At 50.6% G+C, this 21,045-nt stretch carries 19 protein-coding genes; 15 read left to right on the top strand and 4 right to left on the bottom strand.

What is annotated here, in order from left to right; translation table 11 throughout:
- Nucleotides 1-317 precede the first annotated feature (317 nt).
- From ACRQU7_RS13040 to ACRQU7_RS13020, 5 genes are all read left to right on the top strand, one after another.
- The gene (locus tag ACRQU7_RS13040; protein WP_038325018.1) at nucleotides 318-818 is read left to right on the top strand and encodes an RNA polymerase sigma factor; all 501 of its coding nucleotides are present in this window, start codon (nucleotides 318-320) and stop codon (nucleotides 816-818) included.
- Nucleotides 802-1,848 (top strand): anti-sigma-I factor RsgI family protein, encoded by a 1,047-nt coding sequence (locus tag ACRQU7_RS13035; RefSeq protein WP_444641291.1) that lies wholly within the window; start codon nucleotides 802-804, stop codon nucleotides 1,846-1,848. Before ACRQU7_RS13040 ends, ACRQU7_RS13035 begins: the two co-directional genes overlap by 17 nt.
- A gap of 130 nt (nucleotides 1,849-1,978) precedes the next feature.
- Nucleotides 1,979-4,966 carry a hypothetical protein gene (locus ACRQU7_RS13030; RefSeq protein ID WP_444641290.1) on the top strand — a complete coding sequence of 996 codons (2,988 nt, stop codon included), beginning with the start codon at nucleotides 1,979-1,981 and terminating at the stop codon, nucleotides 4,964-4,966.
- 398 nt (nucleotides 4,967-5,364) lie between these two features.
- Nucleotides 5,365-5,892, top strand: coding sequence for an ECF transporter S component (locus ACRQU7_RS13025; RefSeq protein WP_444641289.1), 528 nt, complete (start codon nucleotides 5,365-5,367; stop codon nucleotides 5,890-5,892).
- 3 nt (nucleotides 5,893-5,895) lie between these two features.
- A complete protein-coding gene (locus tag ACRQU7_RS13020) occupies nucleotides 5,896-6,510 on the top strand; it encodes a class I SAM-dependent DNA methyltransferase (RefSeq protein WP_444641288.1) in 615 nt (204 codons plus the stop codon).
- 101 nt (nucleotides 6,511-6,611) lie between these two features.
- On the opposite strand, the gene ACRQU7_RS13015 is transcribed toward ACRQU7_RS13020, so the two are convergent.
- Nucleotides 6,612-7,979 carry a hypothetical protein gene (locus ACRQU7_RS13015; protein WP_444641287.1) on the bottom strand — a complete coding sequence of 456 codons (1,368 nt, stop codon included), beginning with the start codon at nucleotides 7,977-7,979 and terminating at the stop codon, nucleotides 6,612-6,614.
- A 707-nt stretch (nucleotides 7,980-8,686) separates the two neighbouring features.
- On the opposite strand from ACRQU7_RS13015, the gene ACRQU7_RS13010 reads away from it, so the two are divergent.
- From ACRQU7_RS13010 to ACRQU7_RS12995, 4 genes are all read left to right on the top strand, one after another.
- Nucleotides 8,687-10,075, top strand: coding sequence for a PTS transporter subunit EIIC (locus tag ACRQU7_RS13010; protein WP_444641286.1), 1,389 nt, complete (start codon nucleotides 8,687-8,689; stop codon nucleotides 10,073-10,075).
- 160 nt (nucleotides 10,076-10,235) lie between these two features.
- On the top strand, nucleotides 10,236-12,062 hold the full coding sequence (locus ACRQU7_RS13005) for a class I mannose-6-phosphate isomerase (RefSeq protein WP_444641285.1): 1,827 nt from the start codon (nucleotides 10,236-10,238) through the stop codon (nucleotides 12,060-12,062).
- Between the two features lie 25 nt (nucleotides 12,063-12,087).
- Nucleotides 12,088-12,663, top strand: a complete 576-nt coding sequence (locus ACRQU7_RS13000) for a glucose-6-phosphate isomerase family protein (protein WP_038325011.1) — start codon at nucleotides 12,088-12,090, stop codon at nucleotides 12,661-12,663.
- A gap of 3 nt (nucleotides 12,664-12,666) precedes the next feature.
- A complete protein-coding gene (locus tag ACRQU7_RS12995) occupies nucleotides 12,667-13,605 on the top strand; it encodes a class I mannose-6-phosphate isomerase (protein ID WP_444641284.1) in 939 nt (312 codons plus the stop codon).
- 55 nt (nucleotides 13,606-13,660) lie between these two features.
- On the opposite strand, the gene ACRQU7_RS12990 is transcribed toward ACRQU7_RS12995, so the two are convergent.
- The gene (locus tag ACRQU7_RS12990; RefSeq protein ID WP_038325008.1) at nucleotides 13,661-14,503 is read right to left on the bottom strand and encodes a MurR/RpiR family transcriptional regulator; all 843 of its coding nucleotides are present in this window, start codon (nucleotides 14,501-14,503) and stop codon (nucleotides 13,661-13,663) included.
- 232 nt (nucleotides 14,504-14,735) lie between these two features.
- On the opposite strand from ACRQU7_RS12990, the gene ACRQU7_RS12985 reads away from it, so the two are divergent.
- The 6 genes from ACRQU7_RS12985 (at nucleotide 14,736) to ACRQU7_RS12960 (ending at nucleotide 19,398) form a co-directional block, all read left to right on the top strand.
- Nucleotides 14,736-15,209, top strand: a complete 474-nt coding sequence (locus tag ACRQU7_RS12985) for a PTS sugar transporter subunit IIA (protein ID WP_042082004.1) — start codon at nucleotides 14,736-14,738, stop codon at nucleotides 15,207-15,209.
- The gene (locus tag ACRQU7_RS12980; protein ID WP_141825723.1) at nucleotides 15,202-16,026 is read left to right on the top strand and encodes an HAD family hydrolase; all 825 of its coding nucleotides are present in this window, start codon (nucleotides 15,202-15,204) and stop codon (nucleotides 16,024-16,026) included. The genes ACRQU7_RS12985 and ACRQU7_RS12980 overlap by 8 nt, the downstream gene beginning before the upstream one ends.
- A 42-nt stretch (nucleotides 16,027-16,068) precedes the next feature.
- Nucleotides 16,069-16,326: an HPr family phosphocarrier protein gene (locus ACRQU7_RS12975; RefSeq protein ID WP_038325004.1), complete on the top strand. Its 258-nt coding sequence runs from the start codon at nucleotides 16,069-16,071 to the stop codon at nucleotides 16,324-16,326.
- A gap of 424 nt (nucleotides 16,327-16,750) precedes the next feature.
- Nucleotides 16,751-17,248, top strand: a complete 498-nt coding sequence (locus ACRQU7_RS12970; RefSeq protein WP_444641283.1) for a MarR family winged helix-turn-helix transcriptional regulator — start codon at nucleotides 16,751-16,753, stop codon at nucleotides 17,246-17,248.
- A gap of 43 nt (nucleotides 17,249-17,291) precedes the next feature.
- A complete protein-coding gene (locus ACRQU7_RS12965; protein WP_444641282.1) occupies nucleotides 17,292-17,660 on the top strand; it encodes a metal-dependent transcriptional regulator in 369 nt (122 codons plus the stop codon).
- Between the two features lie 499 nt (nucleotides 17,661-18,159).
- The gene (locus tag ACRQU7_RS12960) at nucleotides 18,160-19,398 is read left to right on the top strand and encodes an MFS transporter (protein ID WP_444641281.1); all 1,239 of its coding nucleotides are present in this window, start codon (nucleotides 18,160-18,162) and stop codon (nucleotides 19,396-19,398) included.
- Between the two features lie 173 nt (nucleotides 19,399-19,571).
- Here ACRQU7_RS12960 and ACRQU7_RS12955 read toward each other — a convergent pair whose 3' ends face one another.
- The gene (locus tag ACRQU7_RS12955) at nucleotides 19,572-20,225 is read right to left on the bottom strand and encodes a hypothetical protein (RefSeq protein WP_444641280.1); all 654 of its coding nucleotides are present in this window, start codon (nucleotides 20,223-20,225) and stop codon (nucleotides 19,572-19,574) included.
- 104 nt (nucleotides 20,226-20,329) lie between these two features.
- The gene (locus ACRQU7_RS12950) at nucleotides 20,330-20,908 is read right to left on the bottom strand and encodes an RNA polymerase sigma factor (protein ID WP_444641279.1); all 579 of its coding nucleotides are present in this window, start codon (nucleotides 20,906-20,908) and stop codon (nucleotides 20,330-20,332) included.
- Between the last annotated feature and the right edge of the window lie 137 nt (nucleotides 20,909-21,045).

Genomic DNA, 21,045 nt, shown 5'->3' with positions numbered 1-21,045 from the left:
GAAATTGACGGTAAAATGGTATTGAAAAATGCTCCGCTTGCTGATGACGCGCAAAAGGCTGCGCGTTCAAACTGCGGGAGCTATCTTTGCACATTGAAATCGGTCTTTTACGGGCCTCCAGAGATTTAGAATACCAATTGGGGAAGATGTGTTGCTGAACATTTCTTCCTCTTTTTTTAAATAGAACAGGCCGTTTCGGATGGAAGGCTGTTCCGCTGGGGGTGCTATATACTGGAACGCAAACCGCATAAACTTTACCGAATTTTGAAAGTATTTGCCATCGTCAATCGTATCTATGGGTGAAGGGAGGAAAAGAGATGGAAAAAACATCGTCCGGTACCAACGATGTTGTAACAGAAGCTCTCGACAAATATTCCGATATGGTTCGAAGAATATGCTTTATGTATCTGAAAAATGAAGCGGATGTGGAGGACATCTTTCAAAATGTCTTTTTAAAGCTGCTGCAAAATAAAAAACCGTTTGAAAACGACGCGCATGAAAAGGCATGGCTCTGCAGAGTTACCATAAATGAATGCAAGGATTTCCACAAAAGCTTTTTCCGTAAAAATACTTGTTCCATCGACGACTTAGAGATTCCCATAGAGGATAAATCCGAAGAGGGTGTGCTGCGTGAAGTGTTGTCGCTTCCACAGAAATACAGGAATGTAATTTATCTCTTCTATTTCGAGGACTATTCGGTTCCTGAAATTGCAGTGATTCTTGGAAGAAATCAAAATACAATTCACACACATCTGCGAAGAGCGAAAGCAATTTTAAAGAACAAATTGAGAGGTTTTGATGATGGAAACTATTTTTAGGGCCGCTATGAACCATATCCGTGCCAAAGAAGATCTGAAAAGGAAAACAAGGGATTCCCTCATTGCCAGTTTAAGCACGACACCCGCTGCGTTGCAGAGCAGGCACAGGCGCTCCATGAGGCAAAGAGCCCTTATAGCGGCCTGTACCGTCGTTTTTGTGTGCGCAATGTCTGTTGCCGCGGTTTCCTACTATAAAACTCCCGCTTCCTATTTAAGCCTTGACATAAACCCCAGCGTTGAGCTGGGCGTCAATGGATTCGGAAGAATTGTGTCCGCGACCGCTTATAACAGCGAAGGCACAGCGATTCTGAACGGGCAAAACATCATGGACGCAGATGTCAAAAGCGCCGTCCATACTCTGGTTAAGTCGGCCGCGCAGAAAGGCTTTGTCGCACAGGACGGCTCAACGGTAATTTCCGTGACCTCTGAAACCGACGATACCTCGGACGCGATCGAACTGGAAGACGCCGCGGCACAGGGCGCAGAAACGGCAATAAAATCAGAAGGGAAGACCGCAACAATCAGCAAGGACCACATTCCCCTGGAAAAGCGGGATGAAGCCAAAAAACTGGCCATTACTCCGGGCAAGCTGAGCTTGATACGAAAGCTGCAGGCGCTCGATCCTTCCGTTACGGTCAGCGAATACAGGAATGCCAAAGTAACGGATATCATGAAAAAGATCCACGAACTGAAAAATTCGGCGGATACAGACGGGAACGATACAAAGGACAGCTCTGTTCCGACGGATAACAGCAGCGCCCCCGATGAAACGGACGGCGAAGATACACCGAATTCATCCGGTACAGCCGTTGATGGCAATCAACAGGCTGATGAGAGTTCCTTGGTTTCCTCGGGTGAAGCCGGCAAAGACAATGTCTCCGATTCATCCGATGACCCGGAAAAAGAAGACACCGCTTCCAGCCAAAAGGGGGAAACGTCCTCTCAGGCACAAAGTCACTCCAGCAGTTCAAACGGCTCAAAAGTCAGCCGCCGTTCCTCTTCCTCCCCTTCAAGTCAGCAGAAACGATAAAGACTTCCATACGACGAATCGGCTGACACATGGAACACGGACACGGCATGAAGCCTGCTGCCGAAAAATCACCACCGCACTTTCACCACTGAATTCGTAAAAACATCACTCGATCAGGAGGATTCGCAGAATGAAAAAATTTACAGCTAAGGTGCTTTCTCTCGTACTTTCATCTGCGCTGGTTATCAGCAGCTTTGCGACCGTCGCTGCCACGGCGGCTGCAAAGTCATTGACCGGCGTAATCAGCGGTACCAATCAAGACGCAATTTATCTTGTCAACGGCGGTACGGCAAATACCGCAGACCTTACGGATTTTCTGCTGGACAGCGGCAGCGATTTCCGCTTTGAAACCGCGGACCATCAGTCGGTCAGCGACGAGAAGATCAGCGCCATCGCCCATGTTTCCGGCGACAGCCTTGTTTCGTTAAAGGTGGACAGCTCCACCGACGCGGCGACTCTCAAGCTGAAGAGCAGTTCGGTTTCCGGCAAAGAAGTGATTTCCGTTCTTTATGAGGGCGGCTACACCGACGAAGACGGAAATGATTACACGGTGAAAGCAAGGAGCAACCTTACCGTATATGTCTATGACAAGGATCAGATCGTCTTCGGCGAATACGACTCAGGCTTCGCAGCCAAAGAGCCGGGCACCGGTTTCTCTGATTTCGAAACCTTTGCTCAGACCGCCAACTATACAAAAACTTTGGGTATTTATAAAGCGAAACCAGGCTCCGACTCCGCGCTGGCTGTTTATGAGGCTGCCGACTTAACCACGGCAACCGCCGGCATCACGGATAAAAACGCCTACAGCTTCAGCATGACGGGCAGCGACGTGCATGTTTCGGTCGCAGATACGACTTCGGCATTCACCCAGTCCCCGGTTGCTGTCGTAGGAAAGAATTTGTCTGCTGAAACGCACCTGTACACACAGGATGCCAATACCACGAACGTAAGCATCACGGTGAAGAAGCTGGTTTCAGACGGTTCCACCTACAAGGCATCCAGCAGTTCCGGCGACTCTTACACCCTGAAAACAAAGATTGAAAAGAAAACCGACGCGGCGACCTTATTGCCCGGCAGCAAGGTTTTTACCATTAAGAGAACGGACGGAAAAACAATGCTGACCGGCGACGCAAATCCCGGGACAAGCAATGTTACAGACAGCGAAGTAGTATTCCCGCAGGGCACCACACGCGTGAGTGTCGGGGAGAGCACCAATGTTAAGAAAATTTCCGGCTATGTCGGGGATCTCCAGATCGGCGGCGGGAAAGTCGGTTCCGTCGATATAAAAAGCGGTACCGTTGAGGTTGCGGACGGCACCGTCGGCGACGTCAAAACGAGCGGGGCACCGTTCACGACCGACGGAGACGCAGTTCTTGTAAGCGGCGGTAAAGTTGGAAATATCGACGTTACGGAGGAAACTCTGGATTCGGACAGCAATGTGACCGTAAACGCGGGAACAACCGGAACCATCCATGCCGACGGTACGGTTACCGTCAGCGCGAATGATTCGGATACTCCGGTTGTTACGGGTAAGATTACCGCACAGGATATCTTGATGTACTCTAAGGAATCCAAAATCACCTGTGCAGGCGTTCAATCGGGCGCGGACGGTTCCATCACATTGTCCGGGGACAACACCAACGTGAATGCCATCGACCTCGATTTCCGCGAGACAACGGTCTATGTCGGCGACGACAGAGAAGCCTTCACCGGAAAAATCCCCGCTCCCTCCAACGCGAAAAACGGAATGCTCTATACCCAGAACGAGGACACAAACGCAACCGTCAGCGGCTCCGTTACGGTTGACACCATTTCTCTGGATTCCGATACCGTCCTGACGTTTGACGGTATGGTCACTGCGGATACGATTGAAGGGGACGGCACCATGAGGATTGCTGCCGGAAACCTGTATGTAACCGGCAGTGTCTATAATGTTACCCTGAAGCTGACCGACAAGACCTTTGCGGCGGGCACCACCGTCTTTAAGGCCGCTTCGGATGCCGTCGATGTGGATGATTTCAATACCTTTGGATTCACACTCGAGAAAACGACGGGTACGGCAATCGATACTTTTAAAGTCGCATCCCTTTCTTTTGCAGGCATTGCAATCAATAAGGACTCTTCCAGCATTGCCAAGGGCTATTCCGAGACATTCACCGCAGCGGCCTATCCGGCCGGCACCTCCCTTCCCGCCGGGACCAGAGTGGTCTGGGAGCTTGACGGGGGCAGCAGCGACGTCTTTGAGCTCACTTCCTCCGACGCTTCCGCAACCGTAACGGTAAACAGTATCGATCCGGTTTTCGCGTCGGAAAATAAAACGACTCTGACCGCGGTCCTGTATGACGCGGACGGTTATGAGATGGATGACTATGGTACGGCCAGATGCGAGATTACCGCCGTTGCTGTTCCGATCGCGGTTTCCGACACAAACGCCGCCCTCTCGGTCGAGAAGGGCTCCAGCTATATCATGAAAGTGACCGCTTCGGCCACACCTTCCGTTACAGCCGGTACAAGCGGCGTATTCACAGTGGCGCCGGTTTCCCAGAACGGCAATGAATACCTCTACAGGCTTTCCGCAGTCGGCTCCGTCGGCTCCGCGACAGGCATCTACCTGAACGGGAATAAAATCTTTGTCGCGACGGTAAAAGGGATTGCTTTCACAAGCGATACCACAATGGACGTATCCGTGAATGGTTCTTACACCTTTAAGATTACCTCAGCGGTAGCTCCGACCGTTACGGTTGGTTCTCCCTCGTTCCAACTCTCCTATGTTTCCAAATCCGGCAATGATTATTTGTATAAGATTACCTCCGCCGGTGCGGCAGGCTCGGCAGCCGGAATCTATGTAAACGGTACGAGAATTTTTGTAGCTACCGTAAAGGGGACTTCTTTCACAAGCGATACGACGATGGATTTGACCGTGCATGGTTCCTATACTTTCAGGATTACCTCGACAGCGGCTCCGTCCGTTACCGTCGGGTCCCCTGTCTTCAGCCTTGTTTATGCCGGCAAATCCGGCAATGACTATTTCTACAAAATCACCTCCGCCGGCGCGGCAGGTTCGGCAGCCGGAATTTATGTAAACGGTACAAGAATTTTTGTTGCTGCGGTGGGATAAGGATTTCCCAGCCGTATCACAATAAAATCGGTCTTACTGCGAGGCATCGGTTCCTGTTTACTCTGAGCCGATGCCTCTTTAGACTGATGCATATTGCATTTTATTGCAATTCCATTTCAGTTTGCGAGATAAAACACGTTCCTCCCCCCCGCCCTTCGGCGGGGGGAGGAACACAATTTTGTTGCAGAATCAACTGGAAATGCTGTAATTGACTTTTTCCATATTTTATATTAAAATAATAATGTTAACAAAGTCATGAAGGCTTTAAAATCTTCACTTATTTATTAGCACACAACCATGAAGGGATGCCGTACGAAACGGCTCTTTTCATGGTATTTTTATTTAGGAGGATAGTAAAGATTTGTTTGCTCCAATGATAACTTGTTAAGGAGACTACCATGAAAAAAACAACGACAGTAAATCTGACCGGAACGGCGCTCTGCATCGCGCTCGGAATTCTGCTTCCCACCTTTTTCCATATGATCGGTGCCGGACCTACCTTTTTGCCTATGCACATTCCCGTTTTACTTTGCGGATTGATTTTCGGGTGGCCGTATGGAGCGGTATGCGGGTTTATCGTACCGCTTTTCTCTTCTGTTCTGACTGGCATGCCTCCCATTTTCCCGACGGCTGCGGCCATGATGCTTGAGCTTTGCGCTTACGGCGCACTGACCGGATTCTTTTATCAAAAGCTCCGCTGGAATGTCTACCCCGCGCTCATTGGCGCAATGCTTGGCGGACGGATTGTATCCGGTCTGGCAAACGCTGTGTTTATGAACATGGCAGGCAAGCCTTACGGCTTTGCCGCATTTATTTCAGCTTCCTTTGTCGTGGCACTGCCGGGAATTATTATCCAAATGCTTCTGATTCCGATCTTTATCCTGGCCTTGGAGAAGGCTAAAATGATACGGAGGGAAAGAGCGTAAAATATGAGCGAATATTTAAATCAACGAAATGAAATAAAACAGTTCTTTGACGGATGCGCAGAAAATTGGGACAATCATTGTACGTTCGACAAAGAAAAAATTGCATCGATTGTCACCTTGTCGGCAATAAAGGCCGGGTCGCGGGTGGTGGATATCGCCTGTGGGACCGGCGTATTGTTCCCCGAAATCCTTTCACGCAACCCCGATTCTGTTTTGGGTATTGACCTTTCGGGCGAAATGATATCCAAGGCGCGAAGCAAATTCGCGGATTCCCGTTTGCGGCTGCTTGCCTCGGACTTGTTTGACATACATGAGACCGGCTTTGACACAGCCCTGATATTCAGCGCATATCCCCACTTTCCTGATAAACCAAAGCTTGCGGAGCATCTTGCAAGTATGCTGAGGCCGGACGGAAGATTCGTCATTGCTCACAGCGAGGGCAGAAGCTCTATCAATCACTGTCATTCGGGTGATACAGTGAGCCGGATTTCGTGGCCTTTGCGTCCTGCGAAAGAGGAAGCCGAAGTATTTTTCCGCTGTTTTCATGTGGATATGTTAATCGACACCCCTGAAATTTACCTCATTTCCGGTACAAAAAAATCAGATCCGAAGGATTAGGTCATGCACGTACTTCCGGACAATATCAATGCACCCCAAAGGTATTCGGCATATTTTGCCGTTTGGCCTTTGGGGTGTATTTCATCTTCAGGATGGGGTGGTCAGGGCTGCTTTTCAATCGTAAAGAGGCAGAAAGAATCGTTCATCATCCGTATGCTTTCCTTCAGCCGGTCCTTCACCGCGACGCTTTTGCTCCCGGTAACAGACAGACCGGTTAACGAGTGATCGCTGATCCAGTTGTTATGCCGCTCGTCAACATAATACTCAGTCAGCAGATAGGTTCCTTCCTGCAGACCGAAAATCTCCAGGTCATAATCGTTGATCTGTGCTCCGGGATTGGCGGCCAAAATCTGGATAGCCCCCTGCCGATCTATGGTTGCTACGCAGTTGTCATTGACGTAACCTTCAATCAGAAGTTCCCTGTTTCCAAGCATATGGAGCATTTTCATCACGTGCCCGCTCGGGGTCGGAACATACTGATTCTGATCATTCAGGACAAACATCGTGCGCCCAAGCTGCTGATTTGGATTGTGGAAAGAGCACCATGGAAACATCTTGAGATTCTTGCAATAGGAGCCTAAAATCATTCCGGCGATCTCTCCGCTGGCATTTTGAAGGTTATTCGGTCTTCCCGCGTCGCCCACTCCGGTTCTCAACCCATATTCCGTCATCAGAAGCGGCAGATCAGGCAGGTTCAGTTCTTTGATCTTCACTTCATGACGGACATAGAATTGAAGAATTCTTCCGGGATTGGTATGATACTCATGCATGGAATAAAAATCTATTTTACGGTCCTTATCCTTTGCAAGGATCTCTAAAAATTCATCCCAGTATTTCCAGTTTGTCATTCCCGCGGACATCCCGAAACCGCCGACCAGCAGCGGCGTCTCATAGGAGTGTTCTGCATTCAGTTGCTCAATCGCCCGATAGGCTCTCTTGTACAGATTATAAAATTCCGGCATGGTCAGTTCGCCGAAATTTGGAATTTCAACTTCGTTACAGCACTCAATATAGACAATATTTGGACACAGGGCTTTATAGTGCTCGACTACTTTCTTAAATACCTTTTCATATTGATCAAACGAAACAAGGCCGTCGGTCACCTCCCGCTCATATCTGCGGATATTCAAAAGGACCGTGTCCGCACAGGCCGCGTGAGACGTCAGATATTCTTCAACATGAACTCCCAGCGGGGAAGGAACGGTCAGAGGCCAGTCGTAGTGATAATGATTCGGGTCGTTCTGATAGCGGTTTTCCCCAATCAAATAATTCCAGTGATAGGTATTATCACGGTAGTCCCATACCTCATCCAATGTAATGAACAGGCGAATCATCTCGGGGCGTCCGATATATGCCTCCATTGCCTCCGGAAAACGTTTATCCGGGGTGTACCTTAATGTGGTGTTATGGTACTTTTCGACGTGTGGCCACTCTCTCATGACTCTGTTTGCGTCCACCTTGATCTCCATATTTTTCTCCTTTTACATAAAATTTAATTTCGTTGCAGCATTTCCCGTTGATTCTGCAGCAAGGTTGCGCTCCTCTCCCGCTTACGGCGGGGACGTGTTTTGCCTCGCAAACTAAGATGAAATTGCTGTAAATAGTATAGAATAGTAAAAATTCAGCCGCCTATGCGTTTTCGATAGGGAATAGGAACCGGATACCAGTGCTTGAACGTGATGATTTGAAAGGCAGACTCTAACCAATTTTCAAAGCTATTATAGCATGGATAGAATAAAATTTCACTAATATATAAAACAAAATTCTATTTTATATGCTGTACGAATTCAACAAAATAAATCCGTTGCCTTCCTATCCGGGGGACATGGCGGGGAAGAACATAAGCTTCCGCGCACAGCACCCGATGGCCGGAAAAAGGAAGGATGCATAAATGGGAACTATGTTCGAATTCAGGAGGGAAATAGCGAGTGGGGAAGAAACAAAAAGTTTAAATATAAAATAAAGTTTCATAAATACATCGGGTACAAACTGATTTTAAAGGATTAATTTTAAAAATTGGATTCATTTAAACTGAAATCTGTGGAAAACGACCAATGGACAAAATAAAATTTTGTTTCAATTCATAATGGAATTCTGTTTCATTAGTTGTTATAATAGATGCGAAGGGCGGTTCCCGATCCGATTTTCAATTACATAGTTGTAGGGAGGAAAACATATGGAAGCAAAGACCTTAGCACAGGAAATTCTGGAATGTCTTGGAGGAGCGGCAAACATCGCAGAACTGGAAAACTGTATGACCAGACTGAGGGTAGAGGTTCGGGACGCCGACAAAGTGAAAAAGGATGCGCTGCTGAAGATCAAGGGAGTGATGGGGGTCGTTGGGACGCCTGAAGAGCCTCAGGTCATTCTCGGTCCGGGCGTGGCGGACAAAATCTGTACGGAGCTGAAACAGATGGACGGGCTGAATTATTCGGAGGCGAAACAGGATGGAGCGCTGATGCACAAGAAAAAGTCAAAAGGCATTTTTGAATTTTTCTCCAACGTATTCGTACCCCTCGTTTCGATCTTTGCCGGAGCCGGTCTGCTTTTCGGTATCAGGCAGATTTTCGTGCTCATATTCACCCTCACGGGTACGGCTGCCTTTAACCCGGCTGCGGTCGCGGACGGCGGCTCCGTATTCATGGCGGCGCTGACGGTTCTGTGCTCCACGTTCTTTACGTATCTGAACATCGCGGTCGGCTGCCAGGCGGCGAAAGTCATGGGCGGTAATCCGTATCTCGGCCTGATCGCCGGCGGCATCGTCACAAACGTAGGGAATCTTGCGGGCGTTTCGATGGGCTTTTTCGGTCTTGCCTTCACCAACGGCAAGGGCGGTACGCTTGCGGCGCTCGCGGCCGGTGCGCTGATTGCCGTTGTGGAAAAATGGATCAAGGACCACTGCCCGGATTCCCTGAAAATCCACTTGCCTTCTCTCGGGGCGATCCTGGTCGTCGGTCTTGCAACGCTGTTCATCATCCAGCCGGTATGCGGCATTCTGACAACCGGCATCACCAATGTGCTGCTGTGGCTGGTAAACAACGCGGGACCGCTTGGCGGCGCGGTGATTGCCTTCACGTTCCTGCCGCTGGTTATGACGGGCATGCATCAGGGTCTTACTCCCATCCATCTTTCCCTGATCCAGCAGCTTGGCTACACACCGATTTACGCCTTCGACTCCATGGCGGGCGGCGGCCAGGTGGGTGCAGCCATTGCCCTGTTCTTTAAATACCGGAAGAACAAAAGCCTGCACAATGCCGTAAAGGGCGGTCTCCCCGCCGGTATCCTCGGCATCGGTGAACCGCTGATTTTCGGCGTCAGCCTTCCGCTGGGCCGCGTATTCTTTACGGCCTGCGCCGGCGCCGCTCTGGGCGGTGCTCTCCTCGGCTTCTTCCCTCACTCGGGCGCCGTTACCGTCAGCGTTTCCGGAATCCTCGGCGTTCTTGTCAACACCAATCCATTGGCGTACCTGGCCGCCTATGCTCTTTCCATCGCCGGAGGCTTCCTGTTTACCTGGTCTGTCGGTGCGAAAAAAGAGGCGCTTGACGCGTTCGGCGGAGATCGGTAAAGCCGGAACTGAAATATTCTGTGGCCCAATGCCGGAACGGGAGCCTTCGGGAGCTCCTTTTTCCGGCAGCGGGCTTTCCCGGCAAGCCACTGAAGTTACAGTCAACAACCTGATATCATATTGAATTGAATTTAGAAAGGATTTTGCAAAGATGAGTTTTATGTTCAAACCCCTGGCCTATGATGACCACACCGCAATCAACCGTCCCGACATCCCGGCATCCGTCAGGGAGGATCTTGTTTTCGGTACCGTGCAGTCCGCGAAGCGTATTGCTGAAAAGGCCGTTTCCCTGCTGGAAAGCGGAAAATCGGGATGTGTCGTGGCCGTGGACGGTTACGCCTCCGCCAAATTCAGCGACCTTTCGGGTGCGCTGTCACAGGCCGTACGGCAGCGCGGCTACCGGGTGGTCCTGCGCACCATGGACGAGGTTTACAAACCGGTCGAAGAACTGGACGCCATGCTGGCGGAGTGTCTTCCCCTGAATTACGAGGAAGACCCCGTTCTGCTGTTTGGCAAACTGTACGAGGGAAGCTTCTCCGATTTTATCGACAGGGGAAAGGCAGAAAAACTGTTGGAGGAAATGCGGAATCTTCCCGAAAAAACGTTGATGATTTTTATCGGGTACGGCAGCACGTCGGAGACCTTTTTGGCTCTGACAGACCTGAAGGTCTATATTGATGTGACCCCGAAATCGGCCGCCGTCCGCGCACGCGAAGGGAAACTGATCAACGTGGGGGACAAAACCCCGCGCCCGTTTGAGGAACTGATGCGCCGCAACTATTTCGTGGATTTTGAGATCATTCTGAAAAACCGCAAACGTCTGCTGACGCAGAATGAAATCGATTTTTACATCTGCGGCGACCATGACGAGGATTTTGTGCTGATGAGCGGCCGGGACCTCGAAACGATCCTGACCGGCCTGGCCCGCTATCCGTTCCGCACCAAGCCTGTCTATCTCGAAGGCATCTGGGGCGGCGAATTTATCCGTAAGGTCAGACGGCTGCCTTCCGAATACAAAAATATCGCCTGGGTATTCGACATGATCCCGATGGAGGTCAGTGTCGTAGTCGACGCGGACGGCCGCGAAGTCGAGTTTCCGTTCTTTACCTTCATTCAGAAATGCCCTCTGCCGATCATGGGTGAAAAATGCACCGAACGGTTCGACGGCTATTTCCCCATCCGGTTTAATTACGACGATACCTACCACAGCAACGGCAACATGTCTGTTCAGGTTCATCCCTACGAATCGGTCTGTAAAGAATCTTATAATGAAAAAGGCAGTCAGGACGAGGCCTACTACGTTATTGCCACCGGTCACGGGGCGAAAACATATCTCGGCTTCAACAAAGATGCCGACCCCGCCGAATTTGTCGCGCTGGCGAAACAGTCCGAAAAGGACGGCAGCGACCTGGACTATGCCAAATATGTCAACCACATCGACTCCGTTCCCGGCCGTCAGGTCATGATTCCCGGCGGAACCATCCACGCCTCCGGCCGCAACCAGCTGATTCTGGAGCTCGGTTCGCTCACCATCGGTTCCTATACCTATAAAATGTACGATTATAACCGGCGAGATGCCGAAGGCAACCTCCGCCCGATTCACAGCGCGATGGGTGAGAAGGTGCTTCGTACCGAGCGCACCTCGGATTGGGTACGCGAAAACATCGCCATTGAGCCGATTCCCGATGGGGAAGGCGACGGGTGGAAACAATATATTGTAGGAAAAACCGATTTGATGTATTATCAGACCAAGCAGCTTTATCTTGAAAAAAAGGCGGAATTCTCCAACGACGGCCAGTTTACCGTTCTCACCTTGGTGGACGGCGAGGAAGTGAAGGTCTATTCCAAATCCAATCCCGAGTTCTGCTACCGGCAGAAATTCCTGGATATCGTTGTGGTTCCGGCTTCCATCACCGATTATGTGATTGAAAATATGGGCTACCAGCCGGCTGTTGTCCACAAGACCATGCTCAGAACCGATGACTGAAGAATTCAGAAAGGAACGGAAAATCATGAGGGAAGACTTTATCCGCGAACCGAAGGGAATACAGAAATGGTGGGAAGACTGCGAGCTTTCCGGCCAGAACGTTGTCTGGCGCCAGAAAAAAATCAGCGAGCTGAAGGGCATTTACAAAAATGAGGATGCCCTGGCGGCGTTCGGCGACCAGCTTGCCTACCGCGTAGCGAATCAGAATTTCCACCGCACCGACTACGTCAAGGGCAATCTGCAGTGGGGCATTACTTACCTGGAAGCTTACTGCGTCGACGGGGAATGCAGCATGACGCACGGACATTTCCACATAGACCGCGACTGCGACGAATATTACTACGGCCTGCAGGGCGAAGGCTTTCTGCTGTTCTGGGACGGCGGGGACGAATTTTACGCGGAAAAGATTTTTCCGGGCTCGCTGCACTACATCAGCGGTAAATACGCCCACCGCATCATCAATTCCGGCGAAGGCGTCCTGGCCGTGGCCGCGTGCAGCCTGCCCGCCACCAAGCAGGACCACGCCGTCATAGAGCAGAAGCCGTTTCCTTTCCGCTGCTATAAGCGCAACGGAGAAATCCAGTGGGTCGGGGAGGGCTGAAAAATGGAACCGATTCTTCCCATCTCCGGTTACTGCGTCAGCGTGTGGGGCGGCAGCCGTCTTACAGATATTCGGGGCATCACGCCGCCCGAAGGGCAGCAGTATGGAATCTGCCGGGAGGTGAGCGCCTACCGGAACACAACAAGCAAAATTCTCAGCGGCGAATATGCCGGCAAAACCCTTCACGAACTGATCGGCCTCCGGCACGGGGAACTGCTGGGCAGGGACCCCGCCGACCAGCTGGTGCGTGTGGCCTATATTGACGCGCGGGAGGATCTTTCCATTCAGGTCCACCCCGGCGAAGAGTATGCGAGCCGCGTGGAAAACGATTTTGAGAAGTCGGAGTCGTGGTATATTCTGGACTGCGACGAAGGCGCCTATGTGGTGGCCGGAACGACGATAACGGACAAAGAGCAACTGCGCAAAGCCGCCGCCGACGGCACGATCGAGCAATATATCCGCAAAGTGCCGGTGAAAAAGGGCGACTTCGTCATGATTCCCGCAGGGATGCTGCACGCCTGCGGCAAAAACATGCTGGCGCTGGAGGCGGGCAGCTTTGGCGGCATCACCTACCGACTGTACGACTATGGGCGCGGCAGAGAGCTGCATCTGGAAAAGGGGTTTGATGTGCTTGACCCGGCCCTGCAGCCTGAGGTGCGGCACTTCGAGCCGGGAAGCAGGCCGGCCGCCGGCGCCAGCGTGCGGGAAGCGATCCGCCACCCTAGCTTCTGCGTGGATATCGTGGATATCGCGGACGAATGGGAGCCGGAAAACAACGGCATCTGCCTGTCGCTTACCGCCGTGGAAGGGAACGCCGTCGTGGAAACCGCCGAAGGGCGGTATCAGATGAATCATACCCACACCGTTCTTCTTCCGTCGGACCGGAAGTCCTGCAAAGTAAAAGGAAACTGCAGAATCCTGTGCTGCTGGCACCCGTTCTGAGAATATCAAAAAGACCGGCCCCGTTCGGGGCCGGTCGTATTCTCCGCAAACAGGACTACTCTTTCAGTCTCAGCAGCAGCGAACGGTAATCCGTAAGCATTTTCGCCGGGTCCTCTCCGCTCTCGTTCACAAAATTCAGGAACAGGATGTCCACAATAAACAACTGCGCGTACCGTGAAAAAATGGCCGCTACTTTCGTCACCTGTTCTACGTTCGGAACGAAAAGGCAGATGTCGGCGAGTTCGGAAAGGGTCGTGTGGCCGTACCGGGTAATGGCGATGACTTTGCATCCGTTTTCCTTCGCCCGCTGGACGGCCAGATTTACCTCGCGCGTGATTCCGCTGTAGGAAACGGCCACGACAACATCGTCGGGGCCCGCCATGATGGCGTTCTGGGTGCCGAAGTTTCCGTCGATGTTGTAAATACAGCACTTATGCATCTTCATCAGCTTCTGCTGCAAATCCTGTACGATCAGGGAGGATGCCCCGATACCGAAAAAGTACACCAGTTTGGCGCGGTTGATGATGGACACGGCCTCCCTGAATTTTTCAAGGCGGTTGATGTTCAGCGCTTCCTGACACACGCTGGTGATATTGTGAAGAAAGTGCTGGTTGAGATCGTCTTTGTTATTGCCCCACTGAAGAATCTCATTGAAATCGTTTACGGTTTTCACGTCCACGTTGCGCACCAGCTCTATGCGCATTTCGTTAAAGGATTTGTATTCCAGATTGTGGACAAAACGCGTTACGGTGGAAGGGGCCACCCCAGCCGCGCTGGCCAGGCCGTATATACTCAGCTTTACGGTCTGCTCGGGATTCTGTGTAATATAATCCGCAATTCTGCGTTCCGCTTTGGTAAACGAATTGTAATATTGACTGATTCGAGTCAGGCAGTTCATAAAGGAAACCTCCGACTGGTCTTTGAATGATTTGACAGCTGGACCATCATTATTGTAACATGTTTTTAACCGGGTGTATACACGGGAATTGTTCTCCAACGGACCTATTTTAAAAAATATCAACGCAGCCTTGTTGCAGAATGAACTGGAAATGCTGTAAACAGGTTTCCACAGGTCTTGAAGGAAAGCGGAAGCCGAAGACAATTTTATCGCAAGAAAGGAAACAGGAACCATGGAAAGGAAAGTATATTCGCCGATCACCGGCCGCGCTGTCTCTGTTACTGAGGTCCCGGACGAAGTTTTTTCCGGGAAAGTGCTGGGCGACGGCGTCGCCGTTTATCCCGAGTCGCCGTTCGTGCTGGCGCCGTTCGACGGCGTGATCTCCAATATCGCCAGGACCCTGCACGCCATATGCATCACCGGCGACAACGGAATCGAGCTGCTGATTCATCTCGGGATAGACACGGTGAAACTGAACGGAAAGGGATTCACCTGCTATGTGGAAGACGGCAGCCGTGTCCGCAGGGGCGACCGGATTATGAAAATGGATCTCAAGCTTTTCAAGTCAAACAATTTCCGAATGATTTCCCCTTGTATTATCACCAATCTGGCCGACTTTACAAATCCAAAAATCCGGCTGGGAGAAGTGACCGCGGCGCAGTCGGAGATTATTTCCTGCGAATCCGCAGAGGCCGCCGATGACTGATCTCCGCGCCGTTATTACCGATCTGGACGGCACTCTTCTGAACGACCGCGGCTATGTCCATCCGGACGACCTGAAGACGCTGTCCAAGCTTCGGGAACACGGCGTACGAACACTGATCGCGACAGGCCGCCATCCCGATCTGTTCCGTTTCTATCTTCCGCGGCTTGGGACGATGGACGCAGCCGTCGCCTGCAACGGAACCCTGTTGTACGACCCTTCCCGGGATGTCGGAGAGGTTCTGGATCAGTTCACGGCCGGGCAGTTGGAGCGGCTGGATCGCTTTTGCAGACGTGAAGGGCTGTATTTCAATTATTACACTTCCGTCAGCCCGTATTTCTGCCGGCGTGACCCCAGGCTTTCAGCGGACGGCCGGTCGGTGGAAATGCATAAAAATTTTTTTATCCGCTCCGGTATCCGGTCTTATGAAGAATGGAGAGGCCTGCCGGAGGAACCTGTGGTAAAGGCATCGATTCCGACCCTTTTACCGGAGCAGATGGATAGACTGCAGAGGGAATTCGCCGACCTGACTCTGGAGCTCTATCATAGTCCCTGCTGCGTGGAAATGGAACCTCCGGACTGCGGCAAAGGGCCGGGCCTGAAGAAGGCCGCGCAGAAACTCCGTTTTCCGCTGGAAAAAACCCTGGTAATTGGAGACAGCAGCAATGACATTTCCATGTTTCGCGTGGCGGGCTTTGCCGCGGCGCCTGCGAACGTGTCCCCGGAAGCGGAACCCTACATAGCCTATCGCGGGACCGATAACAATCATGCGCCGATTACGGATATCGTGCGCCATTTTGCGCCGGAGCTGCTGCGATAGCACGGCGGAGACGGCTGGGAAATCATCAAGGAGGAAAAGGAAATGAAAACGTTTGAGTATATCGTAACCGCAGAGGAAGGGCTGCACGCACGGCCGGCGGGTCTGCTGGCGCAGGCCGCCAAAAAATGCGTGTCCAAAATCACTATGACGGCGGCCGGTAAATCGGCAGACGCCAAACGGCTTTTCGCGATCATGAATCTCGGTGTAAAAAAGGGCGACGGAGTCGTCTTTCAGATTGAAGGCGAGGGCGAAGAAACCGAAAGCAGACAGCTTCGGGATTTTTGCGAAAAGAATCTATGATTTTACGGCATTTTACATGATCATGTTCCGGCTCGTTCGGAAATCCACGGCCCGGCTGACGTCCAGCAGCAGTAAATGCCGGGATTTCCGTCGGCGGGGAAGAGAGAAAACAGCAGACACGGTTTTTCCGTGTCTGCTGTTTTTACTTATGAGCTTCGCGAAAAAGTTTCAGCGTTCAGACCTGTCCGCTTTGCAAAAGAAAAAATTCAACAGTACATTCAGATAGCTACAGCATTTCCAGTTAATTCTGCAATAAGTTTACGTTTCTCCCCCCGCCAAAGGCGGGGGGAGAAACGTGTTTTGTCTTGCAAAGTAAAATGGAATTGCTGTAGATGAAAACTGTTGACAAATTAGAAAGCTACCTTTATAATATAGAAAGGTAGCTTAATAAAACTTGAACGGCCCGATCTAAGGAGGGAAAATCATGAGCGAGAGCAAATACAGCGGGTTGGTGGAGCAGTTTATGCAAATCCAATGGCTGCTCATCCGGCATCACCACCACAACCATATGGCTTTCGGCCTGACGGGGAATCCATACCGCGGCCAGGGACGGGTGTTGAAATTGCTGAAAATGAAGCCGGAAATCACGCAGAAAGAGCTTTCGGACTTAATGGATATGCGTCCTCAATCTTTGGGGGACCTGCTGAAGAAGCTGGAGCAGAAAGGGTACATCACGCGTACGCCGTCGGAGGATGACAAGAGGGCCATGATTATCCGTTTGACCGAGAAAGGGAAAAACGCCGAAATCCAGGACGACAGGCAGCTTGGATTTGAAACATTATTCGACTGCCTCTCGGAAGAAGAGCAGACAAAGCTGGGGGAATATCTGGAGCGCATTATAGACGATTGGCGCGGCGACAATGAACAGGAGTTCGGATTCGGGCATTTTGGGCACGATGGTTTCTGGAATCGGCACAGCTAAGAGGACGGCGCATACCGCCAGAACCCCGTAAGGAGGTTAGAGAATGGACAACAATACGATAACCCCTTCGCTTGAGAATTACCTTAAAACGATATACCTCCTGCACAAGGCGGACAGCTCCGTCCGGCTTATCGACATTGCCGAAAGGATGTCCGTGTCGAAACCGAGTGCAAACAGGGCGGTTGCGGAGCTGTCGGAAAAAGGATTTGTGGAACACGAGAAATTCGGTCCCATACGATTGACCGATCAAGGAATTGCAACAGCGCAAAAACTGCTCGCCAAGTTTGACACAATCAAGCGCTTTTTAATGAACGTGCTGAACCTCAGCGAGGCTCTGGCGGTGAGCGAGGCCTGCGTCCTTGAGCATACGATTCAGGATGTAACATTAAATCAAATGGCGGCACTGATATGAATACGCCAAACCAGGTTGAATGCATACGTACTGTGCCATACAAATGTCCGCACGAAAGCAAAGCTTACAAACTTATTATACGGAGGTTATACACGATGTTTCCTTGGATCAAAAGGAAGACAGCCGTGCCCATTGACCCTGCGCTTCGGCAAGTCTTGGAAACAAAACGCTGTGGCCAATGTCCGCGAAATTGCAGACTATCGGAGCCGAAATGCGGGCGCGGAAAAAAACAGGCGGAAATCGCGATAAAAGATCACACAAATGAATAATTAACTACTGTCGTACCACAAAATGCCAACTGCAAATCCGCAAGGTAGCTTAGGTGTTTTACACCATTTGCGCCCGGCTTCCGACATGGGGAGTATAATATCGACAAAATTCCGCCGCATTTTTTCGGCGGCGATCGACACTTCAGAGTGGAAACATGGTATAATCAATTCAAAACATAATGGTCATTTATCTATGGACGAAGTATTTAAACGATCATACTGGAGTGCCTATGAAGAAAAATCAACAGAATAAGTGGAAACGGGATTTCCTCACCATTGCCGCGGGGCAGACGGTATCGCTCATCGGCAGCGCCGCCGTGCAGTTTTCCCTGATCTGGTGGCTGGCCACGGAAACGGCATCGCCGATCATGATGTCGGTCGCCGGCATGTTCGCTTTTTTGCCGCAGTTTCTTCTCGGTCCCTTTGCGGGCGTTTGGATCGACCGCCTTCATCGAAAAGCCGTCATGATAGCGGCGGACCTTTTCACTGGATTGGCGGCCCTTGTTTTCGCCTTCCTTTTCCTGTATGGCAATCCGCCTTACTGGTCGGTCTGCGCGGTACTGGGGATCCGGGCGGTGGGCAACGTGTTTCAAAGTCCGGCTGTTCAGGCCGCAGTACCCATGCTGGTGCCGCAGGAGGAACTGGTGCGCGCCAACGGCTGGAGCCAGTTCCTGCAGTCGGGGGCTTTTCTGCTGGGTCCTGTATTGGGCGCGGCCATGTATGCCGCCCTGCCTCTTTGGATCATATTGCTGTCTGATCTGGCGGGGGCTCTCGCAGCCAGCGCCACGGTATTATTTGTTAAAATACCGGATCCGGAACGCGGGGCAAAGCAAAAACCGCGCTTTTTCCATGAAATGAAGGAAGGCGCGGCGACAATCTGCCGGGACAGGAAGCTGTGTATCGTAACGGCGGCTACCTTCTTTATTTTGGTGTTTTACGCGCCTCTCTCCACCTATTATCCGCTCATGACCAGCGGCTATTTCCGCTCCGATGCCTGGCACGCCAGCATGGTCAATTTTGCTTACGCCGGGGGGATGATGCTCTGCGCTGTATTGTTGGGAAGGTTTGGTATCATCAAAAATAAGTTCCCGGTCATCCATCTGGGGCTTTTTGTCATGGGAATATCCTCGTTACTGTGCGGCCTGTTGCCTGCGAAGATGTTCTGGTTCTGGGTGTTCGCGGCATTGTGCGCGCTGATCGGGGCCGGCACCAACCTGTATAACATCCCTTATATCGCCTATATGCAGGAGACCATCGCCCCGGACAAAATGGGGCGTGCCTTTTCCCTGATCAGCAGCCTCAGTTCATCGACTATGCCTTTGGGGCTGCTCATAGCGGGCCCAATTGCCGAAAAGCGGGGAGTCTCGTTGTGGTTTTTTGTTTCCGGGATCGCAATGCTGCTGCTGACAGTTGTCAGCGCCCTGCTCGTCCTTCTAAAAGAGCCGGATGAAAGCATATTGCAAAAGTGATGGGAAGCATGGACCTGCAAATGAGTGAAGGCCTGTTTTCGGTGACTTAAAATGGTCAACATGAAAGAGCCACGAAACATTTTAGCTTCGTGGCTCAGGTAATGCAGGGGGACGGGACCGCATTTCTTTCTGCGGTTCTTTATTGATTGCGAGGACCGAACCGGTTACGGCCCTTATTTGTTGTTGTCCACAATCTCCTTTGCCATTGCCGTCAGATCAGTCTGCTGAAGCTTGCTGTCGGATGCCATTAAATCATAGCTGATCCCTTCGCTGTCGGTCCAGGTCACGTTCTGAACGATGCTGTTTTCTACTTTGTCACTGCCGTAAGTGAACATAATCTCTCCGCTTTCCTGGGCCTGTTTGTCTTGTTCCGTCAATTGATAGTCTGCCGGAACAAATTTATATTTCTGTGAGGAATAAGAAAGGGTCACGCCTTTATAATCCGTGTTTACCTCTTTGGAATCTGATGTTATTCCGGGAAGCTGTTTGTTGGCGTATAGGTTTACTTTGTTATCCTTGCCGGATGCATATGTGTAGGAAATAAATTTATAATCGCCCATTTTTTTGCCGTTTTCATCAACAGGGGTGGTATTTCCGATGACCGCTTCCTGAAAAGTATAGCCGTTCGAAAACGTTTCCAAGTTGTTCGGAACAAATCCAAGATCCTTTTGAAGCGCTTTTTCCGTCGGGAAAGAAGTATAGGTCGGTTTGGATGACGAGGTTGACAGATACTGGCTGACTTGTGTTGCCGCGAAAACGGTAACCGTGGTCAAACAGAGAATGGCGGCCAGAATCACTGCGCTTTTTAGTGAAAGTCGTTTTTTCATCAGAAAACCCTCCTTTTGGGTCTGTTGTTTCATTGCTTTATTTACTCTGAGTCTTAATTGATCGGAAGCCTCAACCTGGTTCGAGATATTTAAGAGCGCCTCTTTTATATTTTTTTCAAATACTTTTGTGGTCTGCATAGGTCCCCGCACTCCTCTCCTGAATGGTTAACAGAATCCAGCCTTGCTTTCAATTTATTCCTTGCTGAAAAAAGTCTGGACTTTACGGTACCTTCCAGACATCTGCAAGCTTTTGCGATCTCCTTTGTAGAAAGGCCGTTAAAGTAGTACAAAATGACAACTGTTTTCTGCTTTGGCTCCAAATGGTTGATTTCCGAGTATAAAAGTCTGTTTTCCTCAACTGCTGAATATTGTTCATTTAAAAGATCAAGATTTGACTCCTCGACCTTTTCCGCCATGTTATCCATTGGTATTTCACGGCTGGCTGACCGGCCGAATTTCCAGGCTGTTCTGGTCAATATTCTGAAAAACCAGGCATGGAAGCCGTTCGGATTTTGCAGGTCGCCGATATGTTTAAAGCATTTTATAAATGCCTCTTGTGCAATATCCTCACAGATGGACTTTCTGCCGGTAATCAGATAAGCCGTTCTGACCGCTTCATTCTTGTATTTCTCGAATATCTGGTCGAACGCATCAGAATTTCCTTGCTGCATCATTAAAATCAAATCTGAATCTTCGATTTTGCATTCTCCTTTCCCGGAACGATTCGGTGCACCTGACTATAAGAGTCCCTGAAAGATGAAACGGTTCAAAAAAATCAGTTTTATCATAAAAACATTCTAAATATAACCGTATATCTGTC

Source organism: Caproiciproducens puteiluti (assembly GCF_052442865.1).
Taxonomy (GTDB): domain Bacteria; phylum Bacillota; class Clostridia; order Oscillospirales; family Acutalibacteraceae; genus Caproiciproducens.
Note: the sequence above shows the minus strand (reverse complement) of the source record. Positions and strands in the feature narration are given on the sequence as shown.